We start from the raw sequence: 26,318 nt of genomic DNA on the forward strand, positions 1-26,318 counted from the left end.
ACTTCCCAATTCCCCACTCATGTAAGCAGCTGCTCGAGGATAAATTGAAAAGAAAAAACCATACTAAGATTACTCTACACCATGACATGTAGGAGGTAATCATATTGAAAAAAAGAATGATATCTTTACTGTCTCTTCTCATTTTCTTCTTTAGTTATACATCTAATTGTTTTGCTGCCGAGCCAAAAACAGCTAATCAGACATTGGTTGATTTGCGGATATTAGAAACCACTGATTTACATGCGGATTTGATTAATTATGATTACTATCAAACAAAAATGGACAATCGAATTGGATTAGTTAAAACAGCGACACTCATTCGAGTAGCACGGAAGGAAAGTAAAAACACGTTGTTGTTTGACGATGGGGATCATTTGAAGGGGAATCCACTTGGAGAGTATTTGGCTAGAATCCGGGGAATGCATAAAGGAAAAATACATCCCGTCTATCGGGCATTTAATTATTTAAAATATGATGCCATTGCAATTGGAAATCATGAATTCAACTACGGGTTAGGCTTTTTAAAGACTGCATTAAAAGGAGCAAATATGCCTGTCCTTAATGCAAATGTGTTTTCAGTAAAGACAAATCAGCCATACTTTAAACCATATACGATACTAAATCGAAAAGTAGTCGATCAAAGCGGGAACCCACACGAACTGAAAATTGGTGTTATTGCTTTAATGCCTACGCATATTATGAAGTGGGACAAAGCCAATCTCGAAGGAAAAGTGTTTGCGAAACCCATGGTTGAAACGGCTAAGGAGTTTGTACCAGTTATCAAGGCAGAAGGGGCGGATATCATTATCGCCTTAGCCCATACAGGGATTAGCAGTGAACCCTATCATGCGGATACGGAAAACGCCGTATATTATTTAACTCAAATTCCAGAAATTGATGTCGTTTTGGCTGGGCATTCACACAGCGTTTTCCCTGGTCCTGTCTATCAAGAACTGCCAAATACGAATTTAGAGACAGGAGAAATCAACGGAAAACCTGTCGTGATGGCTGCAGCCTTTGGAAGCCGGCTCGGTGTTATTGATCTTAAATTAAGCCATCAGACCGGGAAATGGCAGATAGTTGCGCAAAAGTCTCACACCCGACCCATTGCAGATGAAAACGGAAAGGCACTCGTCAAAACAGATATAGGATTATATAAACTAGTCAAAGAGGAACATGAGGAGACGGTTGATTTTATTAAGAAATTGGGATTATAATAACTACCAAGGTTGAAAAGAAACGAGGCAGACTAGTCTTCTCATAGGAATATAATCCCTTTACATCCCTTGTATAGTTTATTACAATAAAACATATAATACATTATGTTGATTTTGTGGTGGAGTCTGTCAAAACAGGCTCCTTTTTTGCATTTTTCAATGAATGTAAAACGACAGAGGGAGAAGTGGTTCATACATGTCAACACAAGCAATCATGGCAATAGGTGTATTTTTAATTACCTACGCTTTTATCGTTACAGAAAAGATTCACCGCACGATTATCGCAATGGCTGGTGGGATCATGATGGTCCTTCTAGGGATTATTGGTCAGGAAAAGGCCTTACATCACATTGATTTTAATACGCTCGGATTGTTGACGGGGATGATGATTATTGTTGCCATTACAGCTGAGACGGGGTTGTTCAAATATATCGCCATTTGGGCAGCAAAGAAGGTGAAAGGCGATCCCTTGAAGATATTACTGGTCCTAGGAGTGATTACAGCCTTAGGCTCCGCTTTTTTAGATAATGTCACCACGGTTCTATTAATGGTGCCTGTGACATTTAGTATTACAAGACAATTACGTGTTAATCCGATTCCATTTTTAATTACCGAAATTATCGCCTCAAATATCGGCGGAACTTCCACGTTAATTGGCGATCCGCCAAATATCATGCTGGGTAGTGCTGTAAAGGAACTAACGTTCATGGCCTTTATCAACAATCTTACTGCGATATCTTTTTTCATTTTATTTGTAAATGTCGGTATTTTAGCTTTCATTTATCGGAAGCAGCTCCGAACATCAACTGAATTAAAGGCTAGCTTAATGGACCTTGATGAAAAAGAGGAAATCACGGATAAAAAACTGTTAATCAAGTCATTAACAGCCCTCTTCTTAACCATTTTGGGATTTTTCCTGCATCAATTGCTTCATATTGAATCAGCAACAGTAGCCCTGGCAGGCGCCTTTCTTTTACTTTTATTAACAGGAGAGGAATATTTGGATAAATCTTTTTCAAAGGTGGAGTGGACAACCATCTTCTTCTTTATCGGGTTGTTTGTACTTGTTTCGGGCTTGATTGAAACAGGAGTCATATCTTTATTAGCTGATTACTCCGTTCATTTGACCGGCGGCGATGTTACCTCCACATCGATCTTAATTCTCTGGGTTAGTGCGATTGCCTCTGCATTTATCGATAATATTCCATTTGTCGCCACGATGATTCCGATGATCAAGGATATGGGTGAACTGGGGATTCATAATTTAGAACCGCTTTGGTGGAGCCTTTCCTTGGGTGCATGCCTTGGTGGGAATGGTACACTAATCGGCGCAAGTGCAAACGTGATTGTAGCTGGTCTGGCTGCAAAAGAAGGACATCAGATTACCTTCGGAAAGTTTTTGTTAATCGCTTTTCCATTAATGATTCTTTCAATTGTGATTTGTACCATTTACATTTATTTAAGATACTTAATTTAAGGGGGATTTGGGATGAGGGTCGAGTATTCGTATGACAAAAAGCATATCGAACTGAAAGAAACGTCGAACGGCGACGATATTGAATTCTTCATTACCTTAATGAATAGTGAGTTAAAGAAGAACCTTATGAAAGTACGGCAGTATTTCGATGATAATAGAGTATTAACTGATTTCATTATTACATTCATCCGAATAACAACTATCAAGTAATTGTGAGAAATGACTTTTACAATGAATTTATCATTCAATTATTTAGGCAGCAGCTATTAAAAGAAATCAAATGGGCTTAGAAAAAGCAACAAGCAAGTGTAAGTAGTTTAGTTTTAAGGTAGAAAAACTAAATTATAACTGTATTTTCCAGTCCAATTCGCAATAGAATTAGGCTATTCATTTTTGTTGATATATCAAGGTTTGAATGGAATGATATCTAAACTAGCAATAAAAATGGCATATAAAATTAGTCTATGGACAATAGTTAATTTGATGCGACAAACGTAATGCTAATTTCTAGTTATAATTCAAATAAGTAATTTTAACTTACGCTTGCTGCTCAAAACATCAGACGGGCAAAGGTGTCGGAAAATAGGGCAGCTTTGAACAGTATGAAGAAAAATTATATCAGTTGTGTCCGAAGTCAAGGCTTCTTCGGACAACAGATGGCTAAATTACTTCAGTCCTGTCCAAAGTCGAGGCTTCTTTGGACAGCAGATGGCTAAATTACTTCAATCCTGTCCGAAGTCGAGGCTTCTTCGGACAACAGATGGCTAAATTACTTCAATCCTGTCCGAAGTCGAGGCTTCTTCGGACAACAGATGGCTAAATTACTTCAATCCTGTCCGAAGTCGAGGCTTCTTCGGACAGCAGATGGCTAAATTACTTCAGTCCTGTCCAAAGTCAGGAACTCTTCCTACAAATAAGTTTTCCGACACGCTAAAAAAAAACGCTCGGTTTCCCAAGCGTTTTTTTTGCTAATTCATTTGCTGATTTACGTAAAAAGCAGTGTTAATCAGGTTATAGTTCAGTTGTGCATTTTAATTTTATACTTGATAACTGAACTACTTACAAACAATTGGCAGCTTTTATTGTTTAATTCCCTATTATGACTCGAAGCACATTAGGATGCTGTTTAAAGGTTTTTGTCCCTGCCCCATAGCCAATCGATGAAATCTTCATTGAAGGGATTGGTCCAAATTCCTCGGCAAGTACCGCAATAATGGCCGCTCCAGTTGGTGTCGTTAGCTCTGCCCTTATATCTGACTGTTCAATTGGAACTCCTTTCAGGATCTCAAGTGTTGCCGGAGCTGGAACTGGATAAATTCCGTGGTCAATATGGATTTTCCCGGTCCCCACTGGAATAGGTGATGATTTTATTGTCTCAACGTTTAATTGATGAATTAAAATCGCTGCGCCGATTATGTCAATAATGGAATCAATCGCACCTACTTCGTGAAAATGAACCTTATCTAGAGGAATTCCATGGATAAGCCCTTCCGCTTCACCAATTCGTTTAAATACCCTTAATGCCGTTTCTTTCACTGGACTAGCAAAATCAGCAGCAGCTATTAGCTCTACAATATCTTTATAGGCACGGTGGTCGTGATGATGATGGTGTCCATGATCATGATCGTGACTATGTTCATGATGATGGTCGGGACTATGTTCATGATCGTGACTATGCCCATGATCTTGACTATGTTCATGGTTATGACTATGTTCATGATGATGTTCGTGGTCATGAACTTTGGTACCATTAAGGTCCTTGGGATCATGGTGATTATGATGGTCTTGGGTTTCATGAACATGGTTATGGGTATGCTCTTTACCTTGTTCAGCAGATAGATGAATGTGACTAGAAGTATTTTTTAATATCACATCGAACTTTGTACTCGTAATTCCATTCTTGACTACCTTTTTCCAGTTTAATTCATATTCACCGTCCAATTTAAGCTTCTTCAATTCTGCAGCTAAAAGATCCGGGTCTCCTCCTGCATCGATTAGTGCACCGATGACCATATCCCCGCTAATTCCTGAAAAACAATCAAAGTAAAGTGTCTTCATTTTTTACGGTTTCCCCTTTTTGTGCAAGTTGATGAATTAAGACAGCATTATAGCCGCCCCCAAACCCATTATCAATATTGACAACACTAATTCCTGAAGCACATGAATTCAACATCGTTAAAAGGGCAGATAATCCATGAAAATTAGCTCCATAACCAATGCTTGTCGGAACAGCAATCACAGGATGTGAAACGAGACCTCCAACCACACTTGGAAGGGCTCCTTCCATTCCTGCGACCACAACAGATACAGTTGCCTGTTGAATTTCTTCCGCATGGTTCAAAAGACGATGTATTCCTGCAACCCCAACATCATAAATGCGATGAACTGGACTGCCTAAAACCTCTGCAGTAACGGCAGCTTCCTCGGCCACCCTTAAATCCGAGGTACCGGCAGCGATCACTGCAATGTACCCCTGTTTTTGTTTAATAGGCTCTGTTTCATCTTTCAAAAAAAGAATATGTGCTGTTTGATTATAAATCAGCTCTGGACAAGTAATCTGGATTACCTCTGCCTTTTCCTTAGAGACTCTTGTTACAAGTATTTCACTATTTCGTGCTCTTAGTGCTTGGACAATCGAAATGATTTGATCAGCCGTTTTTCCTTCTCCATAAATGACCTCCGCAAAGCCTTGGCGCTTTTTTCGGTGGTGATCCACTTTAGCAAAACCTAAATTTTCGAAAGTTGCTAATTGTTCTTTAGCCTCTGTAATACTAAGGGTTCCTGTTTGAACTTGTTTTAATATTTCATCAAGCATAAGATTGCCCCCTTAATTTTCTATCTAAAATACTTTTTCATATCAGTTGCCAATTCGATATAATTCTGATAAATCCTTTTATAAATTTTACTAGTATCTTTATTTGGTAAAGTTGCTTTCCCCATTGGTATATTCTTTTTAATCTCTTCAAAGGATTCAACTTTATGAATAGCAGTAAGGGCTGTCCAAGCTGCTCCCCAGGCGGCACTGTGGTGGCTTTCGGAAACATATATTTCTGCCTCAAATATATCAGCCATCATTTGCAGCCACAGGGCAGATCTGGCTAAACCACCATTAACATAAATCTTTTGCGGCTCTCCTGCTAACTCTTCCAAAGTTTTTCCTATTTGATATAGATTAAAAGTAATCCCTTCTAGCACGGATCGAATGAAATGTTCCTTTTTATGAGTAATGGAAACTCCATAAAAATTCCCTTTTGCCCGCTGATTCCAGATAGGGGCCCGCTCACCATTTAAATAGGGGAGAAAGAGGATTCCATCAGCTCCCGGCGGAGCCTTTTCGGCATCGGAAAGAAATTCGGTAAAGCTTCTTTCGTCTTGTAAGAGATCCTTAAGCCATTGTAAGACAACCCCGCCATTGTTGGTTGGTCCTCCAATAATGGAAGTATTTTCTGTAAAGGAATAACAAAAAGTTTCTTGGTTATCACTAATCTTTACTCCTTTAGTAAGTTGCCTAATTGCGCCACTCGTGCCTACAGATACAGCCACCTCACCAGGCAGAATGGCTCCGATGCCTAGATTAGCCAATTGGCCGTCTGCGGCACCCACAACAAAGGGCATTTCTGGATTTATCCCCATTTCCTCAGCTTTTGCTAGGTTAATGCCTGCTAGAGTTTCAGTGGGAGGAACAATTTCTGAAAGCTGCTCTTCCTTAATACCAGCAAACTTCAATAATTCTTGTTCCCATTTATGTGTTGCCGGGTTGAATAATCCTGTTGCCGATGCCATCGAATAGTCGATTACCCTTTTATTAAACCAGCATTGCAGCAAGTATTCTTTAATCGACATAAAATAATAAGCTTTTTTGTAAGGTTCATATCCTGTTTCTTTCATCCAGACAAGTTTTACAAAAGGTGTCATCGGATGAACAGGAGTTCCGGTCTGGGAATATACCTTATCTCCCATCATTTTCATTATGTTTTCAGCTTGTTGATAACTTCTGCCATCGGCCCAAATGAGTGCCGGAGATATCGGGGTTCCTTCCTCATCGGTACAAATTAATGAGTGCATAGCAGCGGAAAAACCAATTGTAACTAACTCATTTTTCTCAATAGCTGCTGTTTCGATTACTTCTCTAATAGCCAAGATGGCAGCATGTTCAATTTCGATAGGATCCTGCTCCACCCAGCCTTGATGGGGATAAAAGGAAGTGTTCATTTTCTCTACTTCTGCTACTAGTTTTCCCTTTAAAGTAAACACACAGGCTTTTACACTTGTTGTTCCAATATCAAGCCCCATTACATATTCACTTGACATATCTTCATCTTCCTTTATTTATAATATCCATTTTTTTAATAGAAAAGGCTTTGGATTCTTCCAAAGCCTTTTCTATTTTACTTTTCACCATCGAAGCAAATACTAATTTGATAGAACTTTGTTCATACTTCCGCTCTGATAACCAACTAAGTCTAGAGTAATGTATTTGTAGCCAAAGTCTTGAAGTTGTTTAACTATTTGCTCATGCTGATTTAAAATAATCGCCATATCGCTTGGCTCTACCTCTATTCTTGCAATCTCCTGGTGTGTCCTTACCCGTACCTGACGAATATGAAGGGATCTTAAATAATCCTCGGCTTTTTCAACCTTGGTTAATTTCTCTTTTGTAATAAATTCACCATAGGCTATTCTGGATGAAAGACAGGCTAAGGAAGGCTTATTCCATGTTGGCAAATTAAGCGCTTTGGAAAGTTCTCTAATTTCTTCTTTATACAATTCCGCCTCTTGAAGCGGACCTCGAATTCCCTTTTCTTTAGCAGCCTTCATCCCCGGGCGAAATTCATTCATATCGTCTGCAATTACGCCATAAATGACATTTTGAAATCCCTTTTGATCCATCACAGGGATTAAGTGATCAAATAGACTGCTTTTACAAAAATAGCATCGATTTTTATTGTTCTCTGCATATCCTGGGATGGCTAGTTCTGATGTTTCGATGACTTGGTGTTTTGCACCAATTTTTGCAGCAAGTTTCGTTGCTTCTTCCAATTCACTGGATGGATAGCTCTCAGAGTCTGCTGTAACTGCCAGTACTTGTTCCGTGCCTAACGTGTCTACCGCAGCTTTTAACAAAAACGTACTATCTACCCCTCCTGAGAATGCAACAACCACCGATTTCATTTCACGGAGAATGGATTGTAACTTTTTATACTTCTCTGTCAGCATTTCCCCCAACTCCCCCAACCTATTCTATTCTATTTATCATCTTTAACATATTTAGAGATTAGCTATTTTATGTGAATGGTAACTAAATGGTCATGCTTCCAAATCCGCCATCTACTCTTATCAAGGCACCCGTCACAAAGCTCGATGCTTTTTCTGATGCAAGCCAAACTGTCGCACCTTGAAGTTCTTCTGCTTCCCCAAAACGGTTCATTGGTGTATGTCTCATAATATTTTCAATTCTTTCTTCATCGAGAATTTTCCGGTTTTGCTCAGCTGGGAAAAATCCAGGAATAATTGCATTTACTCGAATTCCATTTGGTGCAAACTCACGAGCTAAATATTGTGTGACACTATTAAGACCTGCTTTTGATACAGAATACGTAAATACACGGGAAAGCGGTGTTGTTGATGATACAGAGGAAATATTGATAATACTTCCTTTTCTATTCTGTTCAATCATTCTTTTTGCAAAGATTTGGCAGGCTAACACAATTCCTTTTAGGTTAATTTCCATAATTTTATCATATTCATCCATTTCAAGTTCAAGAAATGGTGTTGAACTATTGGTTCCCGGTGCATTTAAGAGAATATCACAGCCGCCTGCCCATTGGTCAATTTCATCTGCTGCTTGAATTAATGATTCACGAGAACTAACATCCGCTTGAAATGCCTTTGCTTCGCCGCCGTTTGCGGTAATTTCCTTAACAACTGCTTCGGCCTTTTCCAAATTACGGCCGACAATGGCAACTCTTGCTCCATGTTCCGCTAAGCCCTTTGCCATGGCAGACCCTAATACTCCATTTCCCCCGATTGCAACTGCCGTTTTTCCGGATAAATCAAATAAATTCGCCATTCTTTAACTCTCCCCTTTAGTTAAAATAAGTTCCCACTATCATCAAATTGGAATTCATATACATCTGAAATTTGTTCCATATTTGGATGCTGTGCAATATATGGAAGTAACGGCTCAGAAACTTCAATTTGACTAAGCTCTAATGTATTTTTGATCCGTACTAATTTAACCTTTGTAAAATCTAAGATATTGCAGGTTTTAACTGCTGCTTGAATCGCCATTTTGTCATTGGGCAAGGTCGTTGCAATTTTGGTAGGGGCACAAACGGTTGAGGTCAAACCATTTGCATATGTGCCTTCTTTATCCATCTTATCCACCAGCCGCTGGGTAGTAAAATCAGCCGTCCCTACTCCATTCGCATTTCCCTCTGATTGAACCGTTACGTCAAGCACGACCATTTTATTTACTTCAGGTCCGCCTGAGGCGTATGGTGTTGGATAACGCCCAGTAATGTTGGGATCCATGCCATCCCCGCTAATATTTTTACCAATCTCATCAATCAAAAGGACATCCAGTTGATCAAAGAAAAGCTTAGGTAATAACTCCTTGGCTTGCTTTTGCAGTGCTGGTTCTTTTTCTACAATTTCCTCAGGAGTAAGTACTTCAAGTACTGCCACTTTATCAAAGGCATTTTCGATTGTTGCTACTCCAAACAGAAACGGTGTTTTTTCCATAATCACCTTTGCCATTGCCGGAACATTCTCAGCCATATATTTAAAACCCATTTGGTGACATGCTTCTGCACCTTTTTGCTTCCCTAAGCCAATACTAATCATCTTCATGATGCCGCTTTCGACCGGCCCCCGGAAAGCTGTATGTGGTTTGATTCGATTAATGACAACAATTCCATCCGCTTTTGAAGCAAATTTATCCACATAGATAGGTAATCCGTTTGGCAATTCCCCGACTTTTACGACTTCCATTGAAGAACGGATTTCACAGCCGACGCTTTCCTCTGTTACACCAAGGTGAGCTAACACCTCACGTTGTCCCTCGGCGGTTGCACCGCCGTGGCTTCCCATACTGGGGACGATAAACGGTTTTGCTCCTAGTTGCTTTAAGAAATGTACTGTTACCGCTGTTAATTCCACGAGCCGGTCAAGTCCCCTGCTTCCAACCGCAATAGCAATTTCCATCCCTGGCTGAATTTTTTCTTGAATATGTACCTGGTTTAACTTCAACTTTAATTCTTGACCAAGGTCATCAATTTTATTGTTTTCAAACTTAACTTTCACTTTAGCCATTTTTGGTACCGGAATATCCTTTAATAGTTCTTGAAGAATTCCCATAGTCTATATCACTCCTTTGTTTATATAAGTTTACCATTTTGAATCTATTCAATGTATGAACAGGGTGACTGATTTCTTAGCTGTAACCCCTTTCAAATGACCTTTTAAAAAATTAATCTTACATGCTCTATTTAATTTGTTTACCAAACAAACTAATTACCTGTATAATATATCATGGGGGTTGGCTTTCGTCAATATATATGTTGATATTTCCTTTTACAGGATAAGGAGGATTTTTTTATGCTCACTGGTGATGCATCACTCATCAAGAAAATGAATAAATCGTTAATACTAAGTACAATTATTGAGCATAAATGGATATCAAGGGCAGAAATTGCTAAGGTTACCGGTTTAAATAAAGCAACTATTTCTGTACAGGTCTCAGAGCTATTAGAAAATGAATTAATAATTGAAACACAATTAGAACACAAAAGTCTAGGCAGAAGACCCATTTTGTTATCAATTAATAAAAATGCCGGGTATGCCTTGGGAATTGATCTCGACAAGAATACAATTACCTTTACCCTGGCTGATTTGAATGGTTTTCCTGTTCTTACAAATGTAATCAACCTTCCATTCTCTAATTACGAGATGATATTTGAGATACTAGGCACCCAGATAAAAGATTACCAATCGAAATGTGCACAAACCCGATACGGTCTCGTTGGTGTTGTCATTGGTATTCATGGAATCGTGAATAAGGATGAAATCATCTATTTTGTTCCTCAACACGGATGGAAAAACAAAAACTTAAAAAAAGACTTAGAAAACGAAGTTGGCCTCAAGGTATACATTGAAAATAATGCAAATTTATGTTCATTTGCGGAAAAGGTCTTCAAACATCATCATAGTAATAACTTGCTCTCCGTAAGCTTATATTCTGGTATTGGACTAGGCTTTATGATAAATGGGGAATTATTGAAGGGCTATCATGGATATGCTGGTGAAATTGGCCATATGATCATCGTGCCAAAGGGCTTGCCTTGCAGCTGCGGAAATTTAGGCTGCTGGGAACAATATGCCTCCGAAAATAGTTTCACTCGACGAATGTCTCAAGAGGACCAGAATTTTGATGCTAATTTTAAAAGTATCAAAAAATGTCTCAAGGATCAGGAACCAATAATTTGTAAGGAAATGGAACAATTTATTTTGTATCTATCCATTGGGCTAAACAATTTGATTAATCTTTATAACCCGGAAATATTAGTCGTAAATAGCGAATTACTTCAGCTGTATCCTTATGCTGCTGAAAAACTAAAAGCTCATCTTACTTCTACCATTAGCCATTATTCTGAGCTGTTACTATCTGAATTCGGAAAAAAAGCGTGTATCATGGGAGCATGTGCGTTGGGAATACAGAAGTTTTTAGATGTTTCTGAGCTTAAGTTATCTGTTTAAGAATCACATAGAGAGTCACAGCTAAACAATTCACCTAACTAAAAGGAGGGTACTGAAAAAGCCCCTTAAATTTTAGTTGTGTATGTAATTTTTCTGTTGATTTCCGCTCCAGGCGGCTTCACTTTCCGCGGGCGTGCCGGGGAGCCACCTTGGCGCTAGCGCCTGCGGAGTCTCCCCTGTCCCGTACTCCCGCAGGACTTTGAATTTGCATCCTCGAATCCGCCCACGCACGAAGGAAATGCGATAGCATTTTCGAGGAGTCTTCGCCGCCTTCCGCTCCAATCAACAGAGTTCTTTTACTTCGTCTAAATTTAAAAAGGTATAATCTCCTATCATTAAGAGAAATTATACCTTTTTTGTTGTTACTTTAAGATTCTTAACAAACTGAGGGTTTTCAGTGCCCTAAACTAAAAGTGAATTGTTTGTTTTCCTGGAATCTATAAAAAAAAGGTGCCTGACACCATTTGTCAGACACTCACGTTATTTATATTTTTAATAGGCCCTTAAATTAAAACCATTCTCCGTAACCTAACGCTCTTAAATAGTCTCCTGAATCTTTTAAGGTATCAAATGGATCACGTCCATAAGTATCATCTTGCTCAATTAGGAAATATTGTACACCGCTTTCAATACCAGCTTCAATTATTCCTTTTATGTCCAAGTTGCCTTTACCAAGTTCTGCAAACTCGATAATGTTTGTAAATTTCTGCATAAATTTAGACATATCTTTAAAGTCTTCTTCACTGATATTCATATTTCCAATCCGATAATCTTTCAGGTGGATCAAGGAGACGCGCCCTGCAAACCTTTTAATAACATTTATCGGATTCTCCCCGCCTCTTTGGGCCCAGTGAACATCTAGCTCAAAGCCGAGTCTAGAAGTATTGTTTTTCATAATGTCTAATAAACATTCCCCATCATACTTTTCAAATTCAATATGGTGGTTATGATAGTATAATTCAATTCCATACTCTGCTAGTTTTTCTGCCATCGCTTCGGCATTATTTATATATTCCATGACTTGATCCTTATGACCCATTAATTGAATCGGCATCATCCCTATGCGGATAAAGTTACAATCTAGTTTTTTGCAGTCATCTACAATTTTATCAAAGTCCTTTGTCAGAGACTCGCCGGGCATACCTGGCATAGAATCTAATGGAGCAGATATCGAAGCAATTTTGATACCGAAATCAATGCTAGCTCTTCTTAACTCAGCTACATTTTCTTCAGTCATTTGAATTTGGGTTACCTCGACATAATGAAAACCAAGTTCACTTATCTTTCTTAAAGTTTCATATGCGCCTAGCTCTACGATTTTTTCTTTAAGGTTAAACATTTGAACGCCAATTTTAGCAGTTTGCATATTGTAATTCCTCCATTTTTATCATCCTTTTTTCTTCTGAGGATTGGCGGATTGCGTCAATCATTTTAATCGATGTAAGGGCATCTTTAACCTTTACATAATTCTGAGAGTTATTGATTACCGCGGTATAAAATAGATTGATTAGTTTAATATGGCTTGCCCCGTAATAGAACTTTGTCCCCGGCATCTTGGCATCCTCAATCAATTCTTCTTTTGTTCCGTCACCATTGATCTTTGTTAGAATACTATCTTTGATGGTGAATTTTCCTTTTTCAAGGAGTACCTCTAGCTCGACACTTGAATTTTCTACATTGGCATTTGTGGCAAAAAATAATCCCTTTGCGCCATTTTTAAATTGAATTTGAGCTGAGGCTGTATCTTCCACATCGATCCCATAATCCAATAATTGATCGATGGAACCTCTAATTGAATCAATCTCACCACCAAGCAGCTGGATTAAATCGAGGGTATGGAGGGCTTGGTTAATCATCACTCCACCGCCGGCATGCTCCATTCCCCCCCGCCAAGGTTTCACTTCGTAGTATTCTTTTGGTCGATACCAAGTAACTAATCCTTTTACCCCGATCACTTTGCCAAATTGCCCGCTAGCGATTATTTCTTGCAGCAATGCAAAGGACTCATTGCAGCGATTCTGAAAGCACACGCAAATTTTAGCCGGCAGCTCTTCCTCTAGCTTCGCTAAAGCCATCCCCTCTTGTGTATTTAAAGACAAGGGCTTTTCCTGAAAGACATGAACACCATTTTCAACACAGTATTTTGTTACTGGATAATGAAGATAATGCGGTAAACAAATATGCACACAATCCAATGATTCTTTATTTAGCATTTCTTGATAGTCAGAATAAAAGTTAACATTCGGTACGGTATTCCTTAATGATTCATCAAGATCACATACAGCCACTAACACGGCATTAGGGTTTGCTTGTATAGCTGGAATATGAATTTTAGAAATATCGCCAAGTCCTATAACTGCTATTTTGAGCATCAGCCATCCCCCTTTAGAAACGAACTCAAAGAGGAAATATGACTCCCGAGTTCGTTTACATTTATAGATTAATAATATTGATTATTTAATTGGATTCTTTTTTTCCTCTTCCACTTTTTTAGTCAGCTCAGCAAAGTACAGCTCTTCATCAATTGGAAGTTCTACTTCTTTACCCAGCCAGCTCGATAGGTGGATTGCATTTGCTAGGGCAACGCCATTGATTCCGTCACTGCCAGGTGCAAGCAGTGGAGTTCCTTCCACAATATTCGCTGCAAAGTTTTCCATTACAGCAATATGCTGCCCACCCCAAACACTTTCAAATTCAATTACTTCTTCTGTATAGATCTCAGATAAGCCCTGACCCATGAAAATTTTTGTTACATCTGCCCAGCTCATGGTTGCGCTCATTTCAGATTCGGATTTTTTTAGACGTTTAACGGTTATTTTTTTGCTATCATCAACTACAATTTTTCCTTTATCTCCTAAAATTTCAAAGCGGTCAGTTCCCATAACATCGTGCGTACACGTAATAAATACTCCTGTTGCTCCATTACCATAGTCTAGGATTGTCGTTACTTCATCTTCAACTGCGATATTTCTTTGGTAGCCGTATTTTACATTCGAATAGACCTTTTTAGGCATTCCGCAAATCCACTGAAGCAAATCAATTTGGTGTGGTGCCTGATTGACAAGGACACCGCCGCCTTCGCCGCCCCATGTTGCTCTCCATGCGCTTTGATCATAATAGCCTTGTGGTCTCCACCAAGTCGTAATAATCCAGTTTGTCCGGCGAATTTGGCCAATTTCTCCATTATCAATTATCTCTTTCACTTTTTGATAGAGTGGATTTGTCCGTTGATTAAACATAATTCCGAAAGTTAATTCCGGTTTTGTTGCAGCAAATTCATTTAATTCTCTTACTTGTTTTGTATAAACACCTGCTGGTTTTTCTACCAATGCATGAATATCTCTTTTAAGTGCCTCAATCCCCATCTCAGGATGCAGATAATGTGGAACACAGGTAACTACTGCATCAACTTTACCGCTTTCAAGCATATCAATATAGTTTTCATAGAATGGAACTTCAGGATATTTTTCTGCAGCCAATTCCTTTTTCGCTGGGTCATTGTCACAGATAGCTCCGAGTACCATGTTTTTCACTTTTCCATCTTCTAAAAATCCTGCGTAAGCCCCGCCTTGTGCACCTAATCCAATAACTCCTAATCTAACATTTGCCATTTTACTTCTCCCCGCTTTCTATTTTGTTTAGTATTTCAACTAGGGCCTCGTATTGAAGCTTATATCCACTTGCACCATCAAGACCTTTATTATCTTTAATAATCTCTGCAGCATCTTCCAGTTCCAAGTCCTTTAATGAATCAAAGCGAACAAGATGAGGTTCAAGTGTTAAGAAGCCTTTGTAACCGTTTTGAATTGATTGCGATAAAATTTCAGCTATTTTACCCTCCCCGGTACCGCAGACCACGTTCTGACTCTCGGTTGTGACAGCATCTTTAATGTGAATATAAACAATTTCATCTTTTAATAAATCGTAGCATTCCTGTGTATCTTCGCCACACTGAACAAAGTTAGCAAAATCAAAAATAGCCTTAAAATGTTCTGAACCAACCTCTTTTAATATCTCTTGACAGCGTCTAGCAATGTCTCCATAAATGTCCTTTTCATTTTCATGCAACAAAATAACAGCATATTTTTCGGCAATCGCAGCAAACTCTTTTATTTTACTAATAACCTCATCTCTGTAGCTGTCAGCATCTTCACCCTTTGGAATATAAAAACTAAAAATACGGATGTATTTACAATCTAATAAGTTAGCAATCTGGCAAAGTGTATCTAACATGATCTTTTGTTTGGCAAATCCCTCTTCATCATGGATGAATACCTTACCAATTGGTGATCCGATTGAGGAAACCTCGATCCCCGCTTTTTCAAGCCGTGGCAGAACACTCTCTTTAATCTCTTCCACAGAAAAATCACCAATATTGTTCCCATCAATACCACGCAATGATATATAACGCATACCTAATCCTGCTACAACTTCAAGCTGGGTATCAAAATCAGAAGAGATTTCATCCGAAAAACCGGAAATCAATAAATCATTATCCATTTTCCCTGTTCCTCCTTCTTTTACATGAATTTCCTTACTTTAGTTTTTCCTTACGGTATTGAGACGGCGTTTTACCTATTTTTTCTTTAAAAAATCGACTAAAATGAGCAACGCTCTCAAATCCAACTGACTGTGAAACCTCTGTTAGAGTGAGATTGGGTTCCATCTCCAATAGATACTTCACCTGGTTGAGACGGCACCCCATTACATATTCCAATTACCGTAAAACCAGTAACTTCCTTAAAAACATGAGAGGCATAATACTTACTGAGACTTAACTCTGCTGCTATACGTTCCAAACTAACCTTTTCGATATAGTGTGCATTAATCCAGGATGCAATTGACTCAGCATGAGCTTCCTTTTCCGTCTTTTTACTCGTTATTTGTGATAATTCCTCTTGACTCATTTTATAAATTCGTACCAATAATTGAATTAACTCAAGTTTCACCTCGGCTTCTAATAACTCATTTTTCTTACCGGTCCTTTGCAGGTCTAAATCAATTAGTTCCAACGAAGCTGCTATCCCCTTCATCTTCCCATCAACAATTTGCCCTGATTCGTCATAACCAGTTCGCAGTAAGCAATTGTTAAGTTTTTTAAAGGGATCTAATAAATTAGGTATTCCAAGAGTACCCAATAATTCACGGAGCCACGTAGGTGAAAAATGAAGCATACTTCTTGTATAGGTGCTGCCTGTACGCGGATTTGGTTTATGCAATGTCATTCCATCCAACAAGATAATATCACCGGGCTGTAATTCATAAATTCGGTTGTTGATTAAGTACTTACAATCACCTGAATGAAAAAAATAGATTTCATATTCCTGGTGTGAGTGAAAATTAAATGAGTTGTCCAAACCTTGCACACGATAAAACGCAGTGATCCATTCATCCATTACTTTTCTTTTATAAGTAGATGAATCTAACTTATCCATTAGTTTCACACCCTTAAAAGTAAGCGTTAACAACTCATTTGTTAACTTACTATATTTTTATTTTATTGCACTTCATAGTAAAAATCATTCTCCAAAAATGCTCAAATATCCCTCTTTTTTGACTTATATTGCTTTTTAATAATAATTTCCAGTCAAAGAAAAACATAAAAAAATAGAGACTAACCAACCCTTATGGGCCAGTTTAGTCTCTATAAATCACTTACCAAACAAAGTACTTATTCCATCCAGTTGGTATGGAAAACCCCTTCTTTGTCAACACGCTGGTACGTATGAGCACCGAAGTAGTCACGTTGTGCCTGCAAAAGGTTCGCTGGGAGTGTTTCAGTACGGTAGCTGTCATAGTAAGCAATGGCACTTGCGAACGATGGTACAGGAATCCCGCGCTCAATCGCCACAGCAATCACTTGACGTAACGCTTGCTGGTACTTCTCCACAATGTCCTTGAAGTATGGATCTAATAAAAGGTTTGCTAGTTCTGAGTCACGATCGTATGCATCCTTGATCTTTTGTAAGAACTGAGCACGGATGATACAGCCGCCGCGGAAAATCATCGCAATATCACCGTAACGAAGATTCCAGTCATATTCTTCAGAGGCAACACGCATTTGGGCGAAACCTTGAGCATACGAGCAAATTTTACTCATATATAATGCCTTACGAACAGCTTCAATTAATTCTTCCTTGCTGCCTGCAAATGGCTTAACCTCTGGTCCTGTTAGGACTTTACTTGCTTTAACACGCTCTTCCTTCATTGCTGAGATAAACCGAGCGAAAACCGATTCTGTAATAATTGGAAGCGGTACACCTAAGTCTAGGGCGTTTTGGCTTGTCCATTTACCAGTACCTTTTTGGCCGGCAGTATCTAAGATAACATCAACCATTGGTTTACCTGTATCTTCATCTACTTTTGTAAAGATATCTGCAGTAATTTCGATTAAGTAGCTATCTAATTCGCCTTTATTCCAGTCAGAAAATACGTTATGAAGTTCTTCTGCATTTAATCCTAAAACATTTTTCAAAATGAAATACGCTTCAGAGATTAATTGCATATCTCCATACTCAATCCCATTATGAACCATTTTCACATAATGACCGGCACCGTTTGGTCCAATATAGGTACAGCATGGGTCTCCGCCAACCTTTGCTGAAATCGCCTCTAAAATAGGCTGGACTAGTTCGTATGCTTCTTTATTCCCACCCGGCATAATAGAAGGACCTTTAAGTGCTCCTTCTTCTCCTCCGGAAACACCTGTACCAATAAAGTGGAAGCCAGCATTAGCTAATTCCTTGTTACGTCTAATCGTATCTTGGAAGAATGTGTTACCACCGTCGATTAGGATGTCTCCTTCCTCTAGGAATGGTTTTAAAGAGTCGATTGTTGCATCAGTTCCCGCACCAGCTTTAACCATTAGCAAAATCTTGCGTGGCTTTTCTAAGGAATTCACAAATTCCTCAACAGTACGAGCACCAACAAAGTTTTTTCCTTCAGCTTCATTCTTCAAAAAGCTTTCCGTTTTATCAAATGAGCGATTAAAAACAGCAACAGAATATCCACGGCTTTCAATATTTAATGCCAAGTTCTTTCCCATTACTGCTAAACCAATTACACCGATTTGTTGTTTTGACATACTATCCCTCTTTCATTGTTATTCTTTATAGATAACCATATTCTTTCCTTTATGACAATAAAAAGTGCTTATTTTTTATAATTTAAATAATAATTAAAATAGAGAAAATCCATTCGGAACTTAGCGTTCTAAAAAGAAGCGTTCAGCGTTATCATAGCAAATATTGCGGACCATTTTCTCCATATGCTTCATATCATTTGGCGCTAATCCTGTTTCCACCCAATCACAAAGGATGTTACATAAAATTCGACGGAAGTAATCATGACGGGCATATGACAGGAAGCTGCGAGAATCTGTAAGCATACCGATAAAGTGGCTCAGCACACCCACATTAGCAAAATCCTTCATTTGTCTTTCCATACCATCGATATGGTCAACAAACCACCAGCCAGAACCTAATTGAACCTTCCCAGGAACACCTTCCTCATAGAAGTTCCCCATCATTCCCGCTAACACAACATTATCTTTTTGGTTCAGGTTAAATAAAACCGTTCTTGGAAGTGCATTTTCTTGATCGAGGGCATCAAGGAAGCGAGATAACCCCTCCGCCATATTAGCTTCTCCAACTGAATCAAACCCTACATCGGTTCCAAGCCGTTTTTTCATTCTTGTATTATTATTCCGCATCGCTCCCATGTGAAGCTGCATAACCCACTGCTTTTCAGCATACATTTTCCCAAGTTCTTGTAAGAGGAAAATTCGATAGGCAATCAATTCTTCATTTGAAAGTTGTTCACCACTTAGACGTTTATTAAATATGGATTCAACCTCTTGCTTAGTTGTTTCAACATACTCCATTTTTTGAATATCATGGTCAGAGGCCCGGCCCCCATTTTCATGAAAAAACTCTACTCGTTGTTTCAATGCTGCTATAAATCCGTCTAAGGAATCCGTTTTTATGCCTGAAACATCTGCCAATTTTTCAATCCAGCTTTTGAAAGTTGGGCGTTCAATAAAAAGTGCACCATCTGGACGGAATGTTGGAGCAATAATGGTTTTAAAAGTCTCATCATTTTTCAATAATTGATGGTATTCTAAAGTGGAAATGGGATCATCGGTAGTTCCGATAAACTTAACGTTAGATCTGTCTATTAAACCCCTTGCACTGAATTCAGGCTTCAGTAATTTTTCATTACATTCTTCCCAAATCTCACGAGCAGTTTCAGGACTTAATACCTTATCAATGCCGAAGAACATTTTTAATTCTAAGTGTGTCCAATGATAAACAGGGTTGCCAATTAAATGTGGAACCGTCTCGGCCCACTTTTCAAACTTTTCCCAGTCACTGGCATCACCTGTAATGTAGCGCTCGCCAATGCCATGCATCCGCATCGTTCTCCACTTATAATGGTCTCCACCCAACCAGATCTGTGTGATATTTTCATATGACTTGTTTTCCCATACTTCTTTGGGATCTAAGTGACAGTGGAAATCAAAAATCGGTGCTTCAGCTGCTGCATTTTCATAAAGTTTAATAGCAGTCTTTGTGTTTAATAAAAAGTGCTTGTCCATAAAATTTTTCATCGAAGTCCCTCTCCTTCAAACTAAAATTCATATTGGTAGCTCGCCCCACTGTAAACCCTTACAGAATTGTTAATACTCTTTTCTTAAAAAATTAAGATCCTCACTTCTTTAATTTGTTTATTAAACAAATTAATTACATACATAATTTAACACGTTTAATATGTTTAGTCAATTAACTATTTAGGAATTAATTGAATTATAACAGTGATTTGTTAAAAAGAACTGATATAATAGGAATATATTCAAAAGGAAGTGCCCGAAATGGAGGATATAAATGGTTACCGGTGATGCGGCATATATAAAGAAAATTAATCGCTCTCTCATTATTAGAGAAATAGTTAAAGAAGGAATGATATCAAGAGCCGATTTATCCAAGGCCACTAACCTGACAAGAGCAACCATCTCTGCCCAGGTTGCAGATTTATTAGAGGAAGGGCTCATTATCGAGACTCATCTTGAACACTATACGGTTGGAAGAAAACCGATTATGCTTTCTTTAAATGGACATGCAGGTTATGCACTTGGAATTGATCTTGATTACGGTCAAATATCATTTACCTTATCAGATCTTCTCGGATGTCCTGTCTCTTCAAATATTGTCAAAATAAATACTACAGACTATAAAGAGATTCTTCAGCTTATAATTGAACAAACAAAAAAATTCAAAGCAGATAGTAATGACAGCCGCTATGGGATTGTCGGAATTGTTATCGCAATTCACGGTTTGGTATCAAAAGAAGAAATCATTCACTATGTTCCGCGGCTTAACTGGCATGATATAAACTTAAAAAGTGATTTAGAAAGAGAAATCGATATCCCGATTCATCTTGAAAACAATGCAAATCTAAGCGCTTTTGCAGAGCGCGTTTTTATACATCATGAAACAGACAATCTATTATGTGCAACCCTCTATTCTGGAATCGGTCTTGGCATGATGATGAATAATGATTTTTTCCGAGGTCAAGAAGGGTATGCCGGCGAAATCGGCCATATGATAGTTGTTCCTGGAGGTAAGAAGTGTAATTGTGGAAATAAAGGGTGCTGGGAAAAATATGCTTCTGAATCAAGTATCTTTGAATATCTATCCGAAAAAAGACAGATAGAGAATTTGACTTATGAACAAATCCAGGAATGGCTAAAAGAAGGCGATATAGAAGTACATGAAGTAATGGAACAATTTATTTTCTACCTATCAATTGGGTTGAATAATATGATTAACATGTATAATCCAGACGTGCTCGTTCTTGATAGTGAATTGCTGCGAATATATCCGGACTCTCTCAAGAAAATAAGTGATAATCTGAACTCATCTATCAGCCATTACCGTGAATTGAGAATCTCATCCATTGGGAGGAAGTCAAGCATTCTTGGAGCCTGCGCCCTTGCAATCAAGCAATTTCTTGAGGTTCCAATGTTAAATTTACCTTTTCTTTTAAAAACAGTTCAAGGTGAAAGCGCCGTCATTTAATGTAGCCCTTTGAATCCCCCCTTCCTGCTGTAGCATAAAGGGTTCCGTTATCTAGTAAAAGACACAAGAAATGACGTATGTATTTTGCATACGTCTTTTTCTTTATCTATCAGGGTTGTTATAAAATTCAATTAACTTTGACATAGCAATTGACATCATTATTATGATGGACATAAATACTGTACAATTAAAATTGAGGGTCATTTGCATTTTTGAAAACCAATTTTATTGATCTTTAACCTGGCACATCTATGATCAAGAGGAACTGCACTAATGGTTGGGGAATCAGGCTAAGCACCCGGGCTGATAAATAGACGGAAAAATTCCGTTTATTAATTAATTATTAGTAAAAAAGGCTAAAATAGACGGAGAGATTCCGCATAATAACTAGAAATATTCGAAAATGGGAGACTTTCCTTTGAATAATCGGAAAACCTCCTCTTAAACAACCTGAAACAAGCTGTATTCTGCATTTAACCGAAAGATCTCCGCTTATTTTGCTTTTGCTGTTTACTCGATTAAAAGTCGAGTGAACTTCGGACAAGGGAAGGCCAAAAAAGCAAGACGATGTCCGAAGCTGAGTAAACTTCGGACAAGGGAAAGCCAATAAAGCAAGATGGTGTCCGAAGTCGAGTAAACTTCGGACAAGAGAAAGCCAATAAAGCAAGGCGATGTCCGAAGTCGGGTAAACTTTGGACATGAGAAGGCTAAAAAAGCAAGATGTGCCCGAAGTCGAGTAAACTTCGGACATGGGAAAGCCAAAAATGCAAGATGGTGTCCGAAGTCGAGTAAACTTCGGACATGGGAAAGCCAAAAATGCAAGATGGTGTCCGAAGTCGAGTGATCTTCGGACAAGGGAAAGCCAATAAAGCAAGGCGATGTCCGAAGTCGAGTAAACTTTGGACATGAGAAGGCTAAAAAAAGCAAGATGGTGTCCGAAGTCGAGTAAACTTCGGACAAGAGAAAGCCAAAAATGCAAGATGGTGTCCGAAGTCGAGTGAACTTCGGACAAGGGAAAGCCAATAAAGCAAGACGATGTCCGAAGTCGAGTAAACTTCGGACAAGGGAAAGCCAAAAATGCAAGATGGTGTCCGAAGTCGAGTAAACTTCGGACATGAGAAAGCCAAAAATGCAAGATGGTGTCCGAAGTCGAGTAAACTTCGGACAAGGGAAAGCCAAAAATGCAAGATGGTGTCCGAAGTCGAGTAAACTTCGGACAAGAGCAATCCCAATAAGTGTGACTTTGTCCAAACAAATACCAATATTCCATCAAAACAAAAATTACCTTTTAGTAATATCCCTAAATGACAGCATGCCATTTTTGATACTCTTTTACTCCCCATAACTCATCCTCAAATAAAAATTTAGCCATATAAAAAACTGCACCAAAATTGTTAGTTTAATGTCAAACAATTTTGGTGCAGTTCAATTAATATGGCGAGTTTTCCTATTTTGTATACCAATAATGATGCCAATAGGACTGTCATTTCGACACGTATTTTAAGAAAAAGCACCTTAAAACGGAACCCTTCCACGCAGTAGCAAGAAGGAGGTTTTATATTAAATCATTTCATTTAAGCACTTAAACTATCGTTAGTTTTTTGTTTGTTTTTAAGTTCATCAATAATCTTTTTATAAAGATCTTCCGTTAAATTATAAACAATAATTAAAATAACTGCTGCTACTAAGTTTAGTGCTGCTGGAACGAGGAACATTAGCCCTTTGATACCAAGGAGTGTACCGGTAGTTTGTACTGCATTCGGCACATAACCAATTAAGCCAAGAGCAACGCCAGGAATAAAACCAGCTAGTGCCTGGGCAAGCTTACGGAAGAAACTGTAACTTGAGTATACGATGCCTTCTGTACGTTGTCCTGTTTTCCATTCATGATAATCAACGGCATCTGCAACCATTACCCATGGTAAACCCATTGCAAAGCTTAGCCCCAGACTTCCAATTGTAAGTAACGTAATGAAAGTCGGTATGCTTGCTGGTAAAAGAAAGTTTGCAGCATCCGCAACAATTCCAATCAAAAGGCCCATGATGAATGTGTTCTTTTTTCCTAGTCTTTTAACAAGTGCGGGAATAAAAAAAGAACCAATGACAGCGATTCCAACGCTTGTAAAAGAAAGCAGAGACATAAGGCCCGAATTTTTCAAGTTATACTGTAAATAATACAACTGAACAGCCGTGCGCAGGTTACTAGCAGCTACCATAAACAAGCAAACTAAACAAAGAGCAATAAGCGGCCTGTTACTAAGTAATAATTTGAAAAGTTTTGACATCGGAACTTTTTCTTTTTCTATTCTAGGCTCCCTAATTACATATTCATTGGTATTACGGTAGCAAATATAATGAAAGATGACCCCGACTAATGCCATTGATGCGATGCCCACTGTATATCCTAATTTTTGGTTAGGAAAATACAGAACTATTGGGATTACGACCATTCCAGATATAAGCATTGCAAACTGGCTGCCAATAGCTCTATAAGATCCAAGAGATGCACGGTCCACAGAATCTTGAGTCATAGAAGCTGCAAGTGATCCATATGGGATATTAACAATAGAATAAGCCAGCCCAAATGCCATATAAGTGATAAACGCAAATACAATTTTTCCTGTGTCTGAGAAATCCGGTGCCATGAAGGAAATGACTGTCATAACGGCAAGCGGAATTGATCCAAATAAGATGAACGGCCGGAACTTACCGCGTTTCCCTACCTTTCGTTTATCTACAAAAGCGCCAACAGTGGAATCTGCAAACGCATCAAAAATTTTCGAAATTAAAAATACTAATCCTCCCCAATAAGCCGAAATCCCTAAAACATCGGTATAAAACTTAAGCAAATAAATTTGCCCCATATCAAACATAAAGCCATTCCCGACATCACCTAAACCGTATGAAATTTTCTCTTTTAAGGTCAATTTCTTTGTGCTATTATTCTCCAACGTGTCCACTCTCCCTCTAAAAGTAAAAAATTATGTAACCTGTAACCCTTTTCAAAAACAGCTAGAATAAATCATTGAATTATTGAGAATATCATTCCTTTAGTTAGTTTAGTAAACTAACTAATTAATCACATAGTTAGGATACACCTCTCGACACATTTAGTCAATAAAAACTTGTAAGCGTTTTTTATCCTTTAATAAGCTCCAAATAGAACTTTTTTCTTCTAAATATGAAGTAGATGCAGGTTATCTGCTTAATCATAATTAAGGTGATAAACACAAAAAAGATAGCTAAAGGATCTTAGCTATCTTCATGATGATATGCGAATTAATTATTACCTTTTCTCTTATCAGCTAAATCAACTGTAAGCTGTGCTGTACGCTTTTTGTTTAACGGATAACAGAACACAATGATTAAGAACACAATAGCTAGTGTGATTGCAGGTACTAAAGTTCCAAGTGTGTGAATTCCTTTCAGAGTACCAGATGTTTGTTGTTGAAGAGTTGAATTATATCCTACTGCCGCAATCACAGCACCACCTAATCCTCCGGCAACTGCTTGACCAATTTTACGAGCCATTGAGTAGATAGAATAAACGGTTCCATCTTCACGTAAACCAGTTAAATACTCATGATAATCGATAACGTCCGTAACGAAAGCCCAAATGACAAGGTTGAAGATTCCATATCCAAACATGGCAATTGTTAGGACTCCGATAAATTGTGTTGCTGTTAAATTTGGAAGAAAATATAAGAGTCCATATACCACAGTTGCAAGTAATAAACCACAGGAAGCCACTTCCTTTTTACCAAATTTTGCAACTAATGGCTTCACCATTGGCATACCAACAAATACAGCCACTGATTGAAGAAGTCCTACCATACTTAATGCTTTTGCGTTTCCAAAATAATCTTTAAACAGGTAAACGTTTACAGTACCAATTAACATGAAACAAATCATGAATAATAAGGAAGCAATAAGGAACCACATTAACGGTCTGTTTTTGCCTAGACCTTTCATTGTTTGTCCAAAGTTCATCTTTGATTTTGTTGATTCATCCATCACAATACGTTCAATTGATAATTTATAGCAAGCGATATAACAAGCGAGCGCAAGTACACCAAAAATAATTGCACCTAGTAAGAAGTGATTAGCATCTGCTTTATTATTAACAAACAAAATCATAGGACCAACTACGTTAATGATTAAACCTGCTAAGTTTGCCCCCATTGTTCTCCAGCTTGATAGCGTTGTACGTTCAACCGGATCGCCTGTGATAACAGACGCCATTGATCCATAAGGGATATTAACCGTACTATACAATGTTCCCCATAAGATGTACGTTACATAGGCATATGCAAGATAAAATCCATTAGACATACCGGGAATGTGTACAAACATTAATACACCAACAATAACAAGTGGAATCGACATTCTTAAAATCCATGGCTTAAATTTTCCATTTTCCCCAGCTTTTCTTGTATCAATGAAACGTCCCCAGGAAACATCTGCTACAGCATCCCACAAACGTGCGATTAGAAATAGCCCGCCGACTGTAGCCGGATTCAAATGATAAATATCGGTATAGAAAACCATTAAGAAAGATGCTACTAGAATAAAGAAGAAATCATTTCCCCAGTCACCAAACATATAACCCAGTTTATCCTTCATACCAAACTTTCTAAATGCAGCCGTTGGATTTGTCTCTACTTTTTGTACCGTTTGACCCATTTCATTTCCCCTCCAAAATAACTATTCTTTAGTATTGAGATTTTTGATAATGTAACCCTTTCCAAAATTACTAAAAAAATAAAATTGCATCTCGAGATTGTTGTATTA

The 26,318-nt window shown here is 38.2% G+C and carries 21 protein-coding genes; 5 read left to right on the forward strand and 16 right to left on the reverse strand.

Annotation, left to right across the window (positions count from 1 at the left end; genetic code table 11):
- Positions 1-104 precede the first annotated feature (104 nt).
- From ACZ9EE_RS10510 to ACZ9EE_RS10520, 3 genes are all read left to right on the forward strand, one after another.
- Entirely contained in the window at positions 105-1,217 is a 1,113-nt protein-coding gene (locus ACZ9EE_RS10510; RefSeq protein ID WP_476026841.1) for a metallophosphoesterase, read from the forward strand.
- Between the two features lie 196 nt (positions 1,218-1,413).
- Entirely contained in the window at positions 1,414-2,694 is a 1,281-nt protein-coding gene (locus ACZ9EE_RS10515) for an ArsB/NhaD family transporter (protein ID WP_476026843.1), read from the forward strand.
- A 12-nt stretch (positions 2,695-2,706) separates the two neighbouring features.
- The gene (locus tag ACZ9EE_RS10520) at positions 2,707-2,904 is read left to right on the forward strand and encodes a hypothetical protein (RefSeq protein ID WP_476026845.1); all 198 of its coding nucleotides are present in this window, start codon (positions 2,707-2,709) and stop codon (positions 2,902-2,904) included.
- Positions 2,905-3,780: 876 nt separating this feature from the next.
- On the opposite strand, the gene larC is transcribed toward ACZ9EE_RS10520, so the two are convergent.
- The 6 genes from larC to ACZ9EE_RS10550 all read right to left on the reverse strand — a co-directional run bounded on the left by larC (position 3,781) and on the right by ACZ9EE_RS10550 (position 10,053).
- On the reverse strand, positions 3,781-4,752 hold the full coding sequence (gene larC, locus ACZ9EE_RS10525) for a nickel pincer cofactor biosynthesis protein LarC (protein ID WP_476026847.1): 972 nt from the start codon (positions 4,750-4,752) through the stop codon (positions 3,781-3,783).
- A complete protein-coding gene (larB, locus tag ACZ9EE_RS10530; protein WP_476026849.1) occupies positions 4,733-5,509 on the reverse strand; it encodes a nickel pincer cofactor biosynthesis protein LarB in 777 nt (258 codons plus the stop codon). Before larB ends, larC begins: the two co-directional genes overlap by 20 nt.
- A gap of 20 nt (positions 5,510-5,529) precedes the next feature.
- Positions 5,530-7,005, reverse strand: coding sequence for a gluconokinase (locus ACZ9EE_RS10535; RefSeq protein WP_476026851.1), 1,476 nt, complete (start codon positions 7,003-7,005; stop codon positions 5,530-5,532).
- A 102-nt stretch (positions 7,006-7,107) separates the two neighbouring features.
- A complete protein-coding gene (gene larE, locus ACZ9EE_RS10540) occupies positions 7,108-7,911 on the reverse strand; it encodes an ATP-dependent sacrificial sulfur transferase LarE (protein ID WP_476026853.1) in 804 nt (267 codons plus the stop codon).
- An 82-nt stretch (positions 7,912-7,993) separates the two neighbouring features.
- Positions 7,994-8,764 (reverse strand): SDR family oxidoreductase, encoded by a 771-nt coding sequence (locus ACZ9EE_RS10545; protein ID WP_476026855.1) that lies wholly within the window; start codon positions 8,762-8,764, stop codon positions 7,994-7,996.
- A 20-nt stretch (positions 8,765-8,784) separates the two neighbouring features.
- Complete coding sequence (locus tag ACZ9EE_RS10550) at positions 8,785-10,053, reverse strand: nickel pincer cofactor-dependent isomerase, group 22 (protein WP_476026857.1); 1,269 nt, start codon at positions 10,051-10,053, stop codon at positions 8,785-8,787.
- Positions 10,054-10,293: 240 nt separating this feature from the next.
- Between ACZ9EE_RS10550 and ACZ9EE_RS10555 the strand changes: the two genes are divergently transcribed.
- On the forward strand, positions 10,294-11,451 hold the full coding sequence (locus ACZ9EE_RS10555) for an ROK family protein (RefSeq protein ID WP_476026859.1): 1,158 nt from the start codon (positions 10,294-10,296) through the stop codon (positions 11,449-11,451).
- A 508-nt stretch (positions 11,452-11,959) separates the two neighbouring features.
- On the opposite strand, the gene ACZ9EE_RS10560 is transcribed toward ACZ9EE_RS10555, so the two are convergent.
- From ACZ9EE_RS10560 to uxaC, 8 genes are all read right to left on the reverse strand, one after another.
- Entirely contained in the window at positions 11,960-12,817 is an 858-nt protein-coding gene (locus tag ACZ9EE_RS10560) for a sugar phosphate isomerase/epimerase family protein (protein ID WP_476026861.1), read from the reverse strand.
- Complete coding sequence (locus ACZ9EE_RS10565) at positions 12,804-13,823, reverse strand: Gfo/Idh/MocA family protein (protein ID WP_476026863.1); 1,020 nt, start codon at positions 13,821-13,823, stop codon at positions 12,804-12,806. Before ACZ9EE_RS10565 ends, ACZ9EE_RS10560 begins: the two co-directional genes overlap by 14 nt.
- A gap of 81 nt (positions 13,824-13,904) precedes the next feature.
- Positions 13,905-15,062, reverse strand: a complete 1,158-nt coding sequence (locus ACZ9EE_RS10570) for a Gfo/Idh/MocA family protein (protein ID WP_476026865.1) — start codon at positions 15,060-15,062, stop codon at positions 13,905-13,907.
- Position 15,063: 1 nt separating this feature from the next.
- On the reverse strand, positions 15,064-15,951 hold the full coding sequence (locus ACZ9EE_RS10575; protein ID WP_476026867.1) for a sugar phosphate isomerase/epimerase family protein: 888 nt from the start codon (positions 15,949-15,951) through the stop codon (positions 15,064-15,066).
- A gap of 34 nt (positions 15,952-15,985) precedes the next feature.
- Positions 15,986-16,117, reverse strand: coding sequence for a helix-turn-helix domain-containing protein (locus tag ACZ9EE_RS10580; RefSeq protein ID WP_476026869.1), 132 nt, complete (start codon positions 16,115-16,117; stop codon positions 15,986-15,988).
- Positions 16,068-16,886: an AraC family ligand binding domain-containing protein gene (locus ACZ9EE_RS10585; RefSeq protein ID WP_476026871.1), complete on the reverse strand. Its 819-nt coding sequence runs from the start codon at positions 16,884-16,886 to the stop codon at positions 16,068-16,070. The genes ACZ9EE_RS10580 and ACZ9EE_RS10585 overlap by 50 nt, the downstream gene beginning before the upstream one ends.
- 236 nt (positions 16,887-17,122) lie before the next feature.
- Positions 17,123-18,535: an NADP-dependent phosphogluconate dehydrogenase gene (gndA, locus tag ACZ9EE_RS10590; protein WP_476026873.1), complete on the reverse strand. Its 1,413-nt coding sequence runs from the start codon at positions 18,533-18,535 to the stop codon at positions 17,123-17,125.
- Positions 18,536-18,655: 120 nt separating this feature from the next.
- Complete coding sequence (gene uxaC / locus ACZ9EE_RS10595; protein WP_476026875.1) at positions 18,656-20,059, reverse strand: glucuronate isomerase; 1,404 nt, start codon at positions 20,057-20,059, stop codon at positions 18,656-18,658.
- A gap of 274 nt (positions 20,060-20,333) precedes the next feature.
- On the opposite strand from uxaC, the gene ACZ9EE_RS10600 reads away from it, so the two are divergent.
- Entirely contained in the window at positions 20,334-21,527 is a 1,194-nt protein-coding gene (locus ACZ9EE_RS10600; RefSeq protein ID WP_476026877.1) for an ROK family transcriptional regulator, read from the forward strand.
- Positions 21,528-23,101: 1,574 nt separating this feature from the next.
- Here ACZ9EE_RS10600 and ACZ9EE_RS10605 read toward each other — a convergent pair.
- Together ACZ9EE_RS10605 and ACZ9EE_RS10610 are read right to left on the reverse strand one after the other, a co-directional pair.
- Positions 23,102-24,478, reverse strand: coding sequence for a glycoside-pentoside-hexuronide (GPH):cation symporter (locus ACZ9EE_RS10605; protein ID WP_476026879.1), 1,377 nt, complete (start codon positions 24,476-24,478; stop codon positions 23,102-23,104).
- A 328-nt stretch (positions 24,479-24,806) separates the two neighbouring features.
- A complete protein-coding gene (locus tag ACZ9EE_RS10610; protein WP_476026881.1) occupies positions 24,807-26,210 on the reverse strand; it encodes an MFS transporter in 1,404 nt (467 codons plus the stop codon).
- Between the last annotated feature and the right edge of the window lie 108 nt (positions 26,211-26,318).

It is taken from the genome of Bacillus sp. URHA0034, from assembly GCF_056280405.1.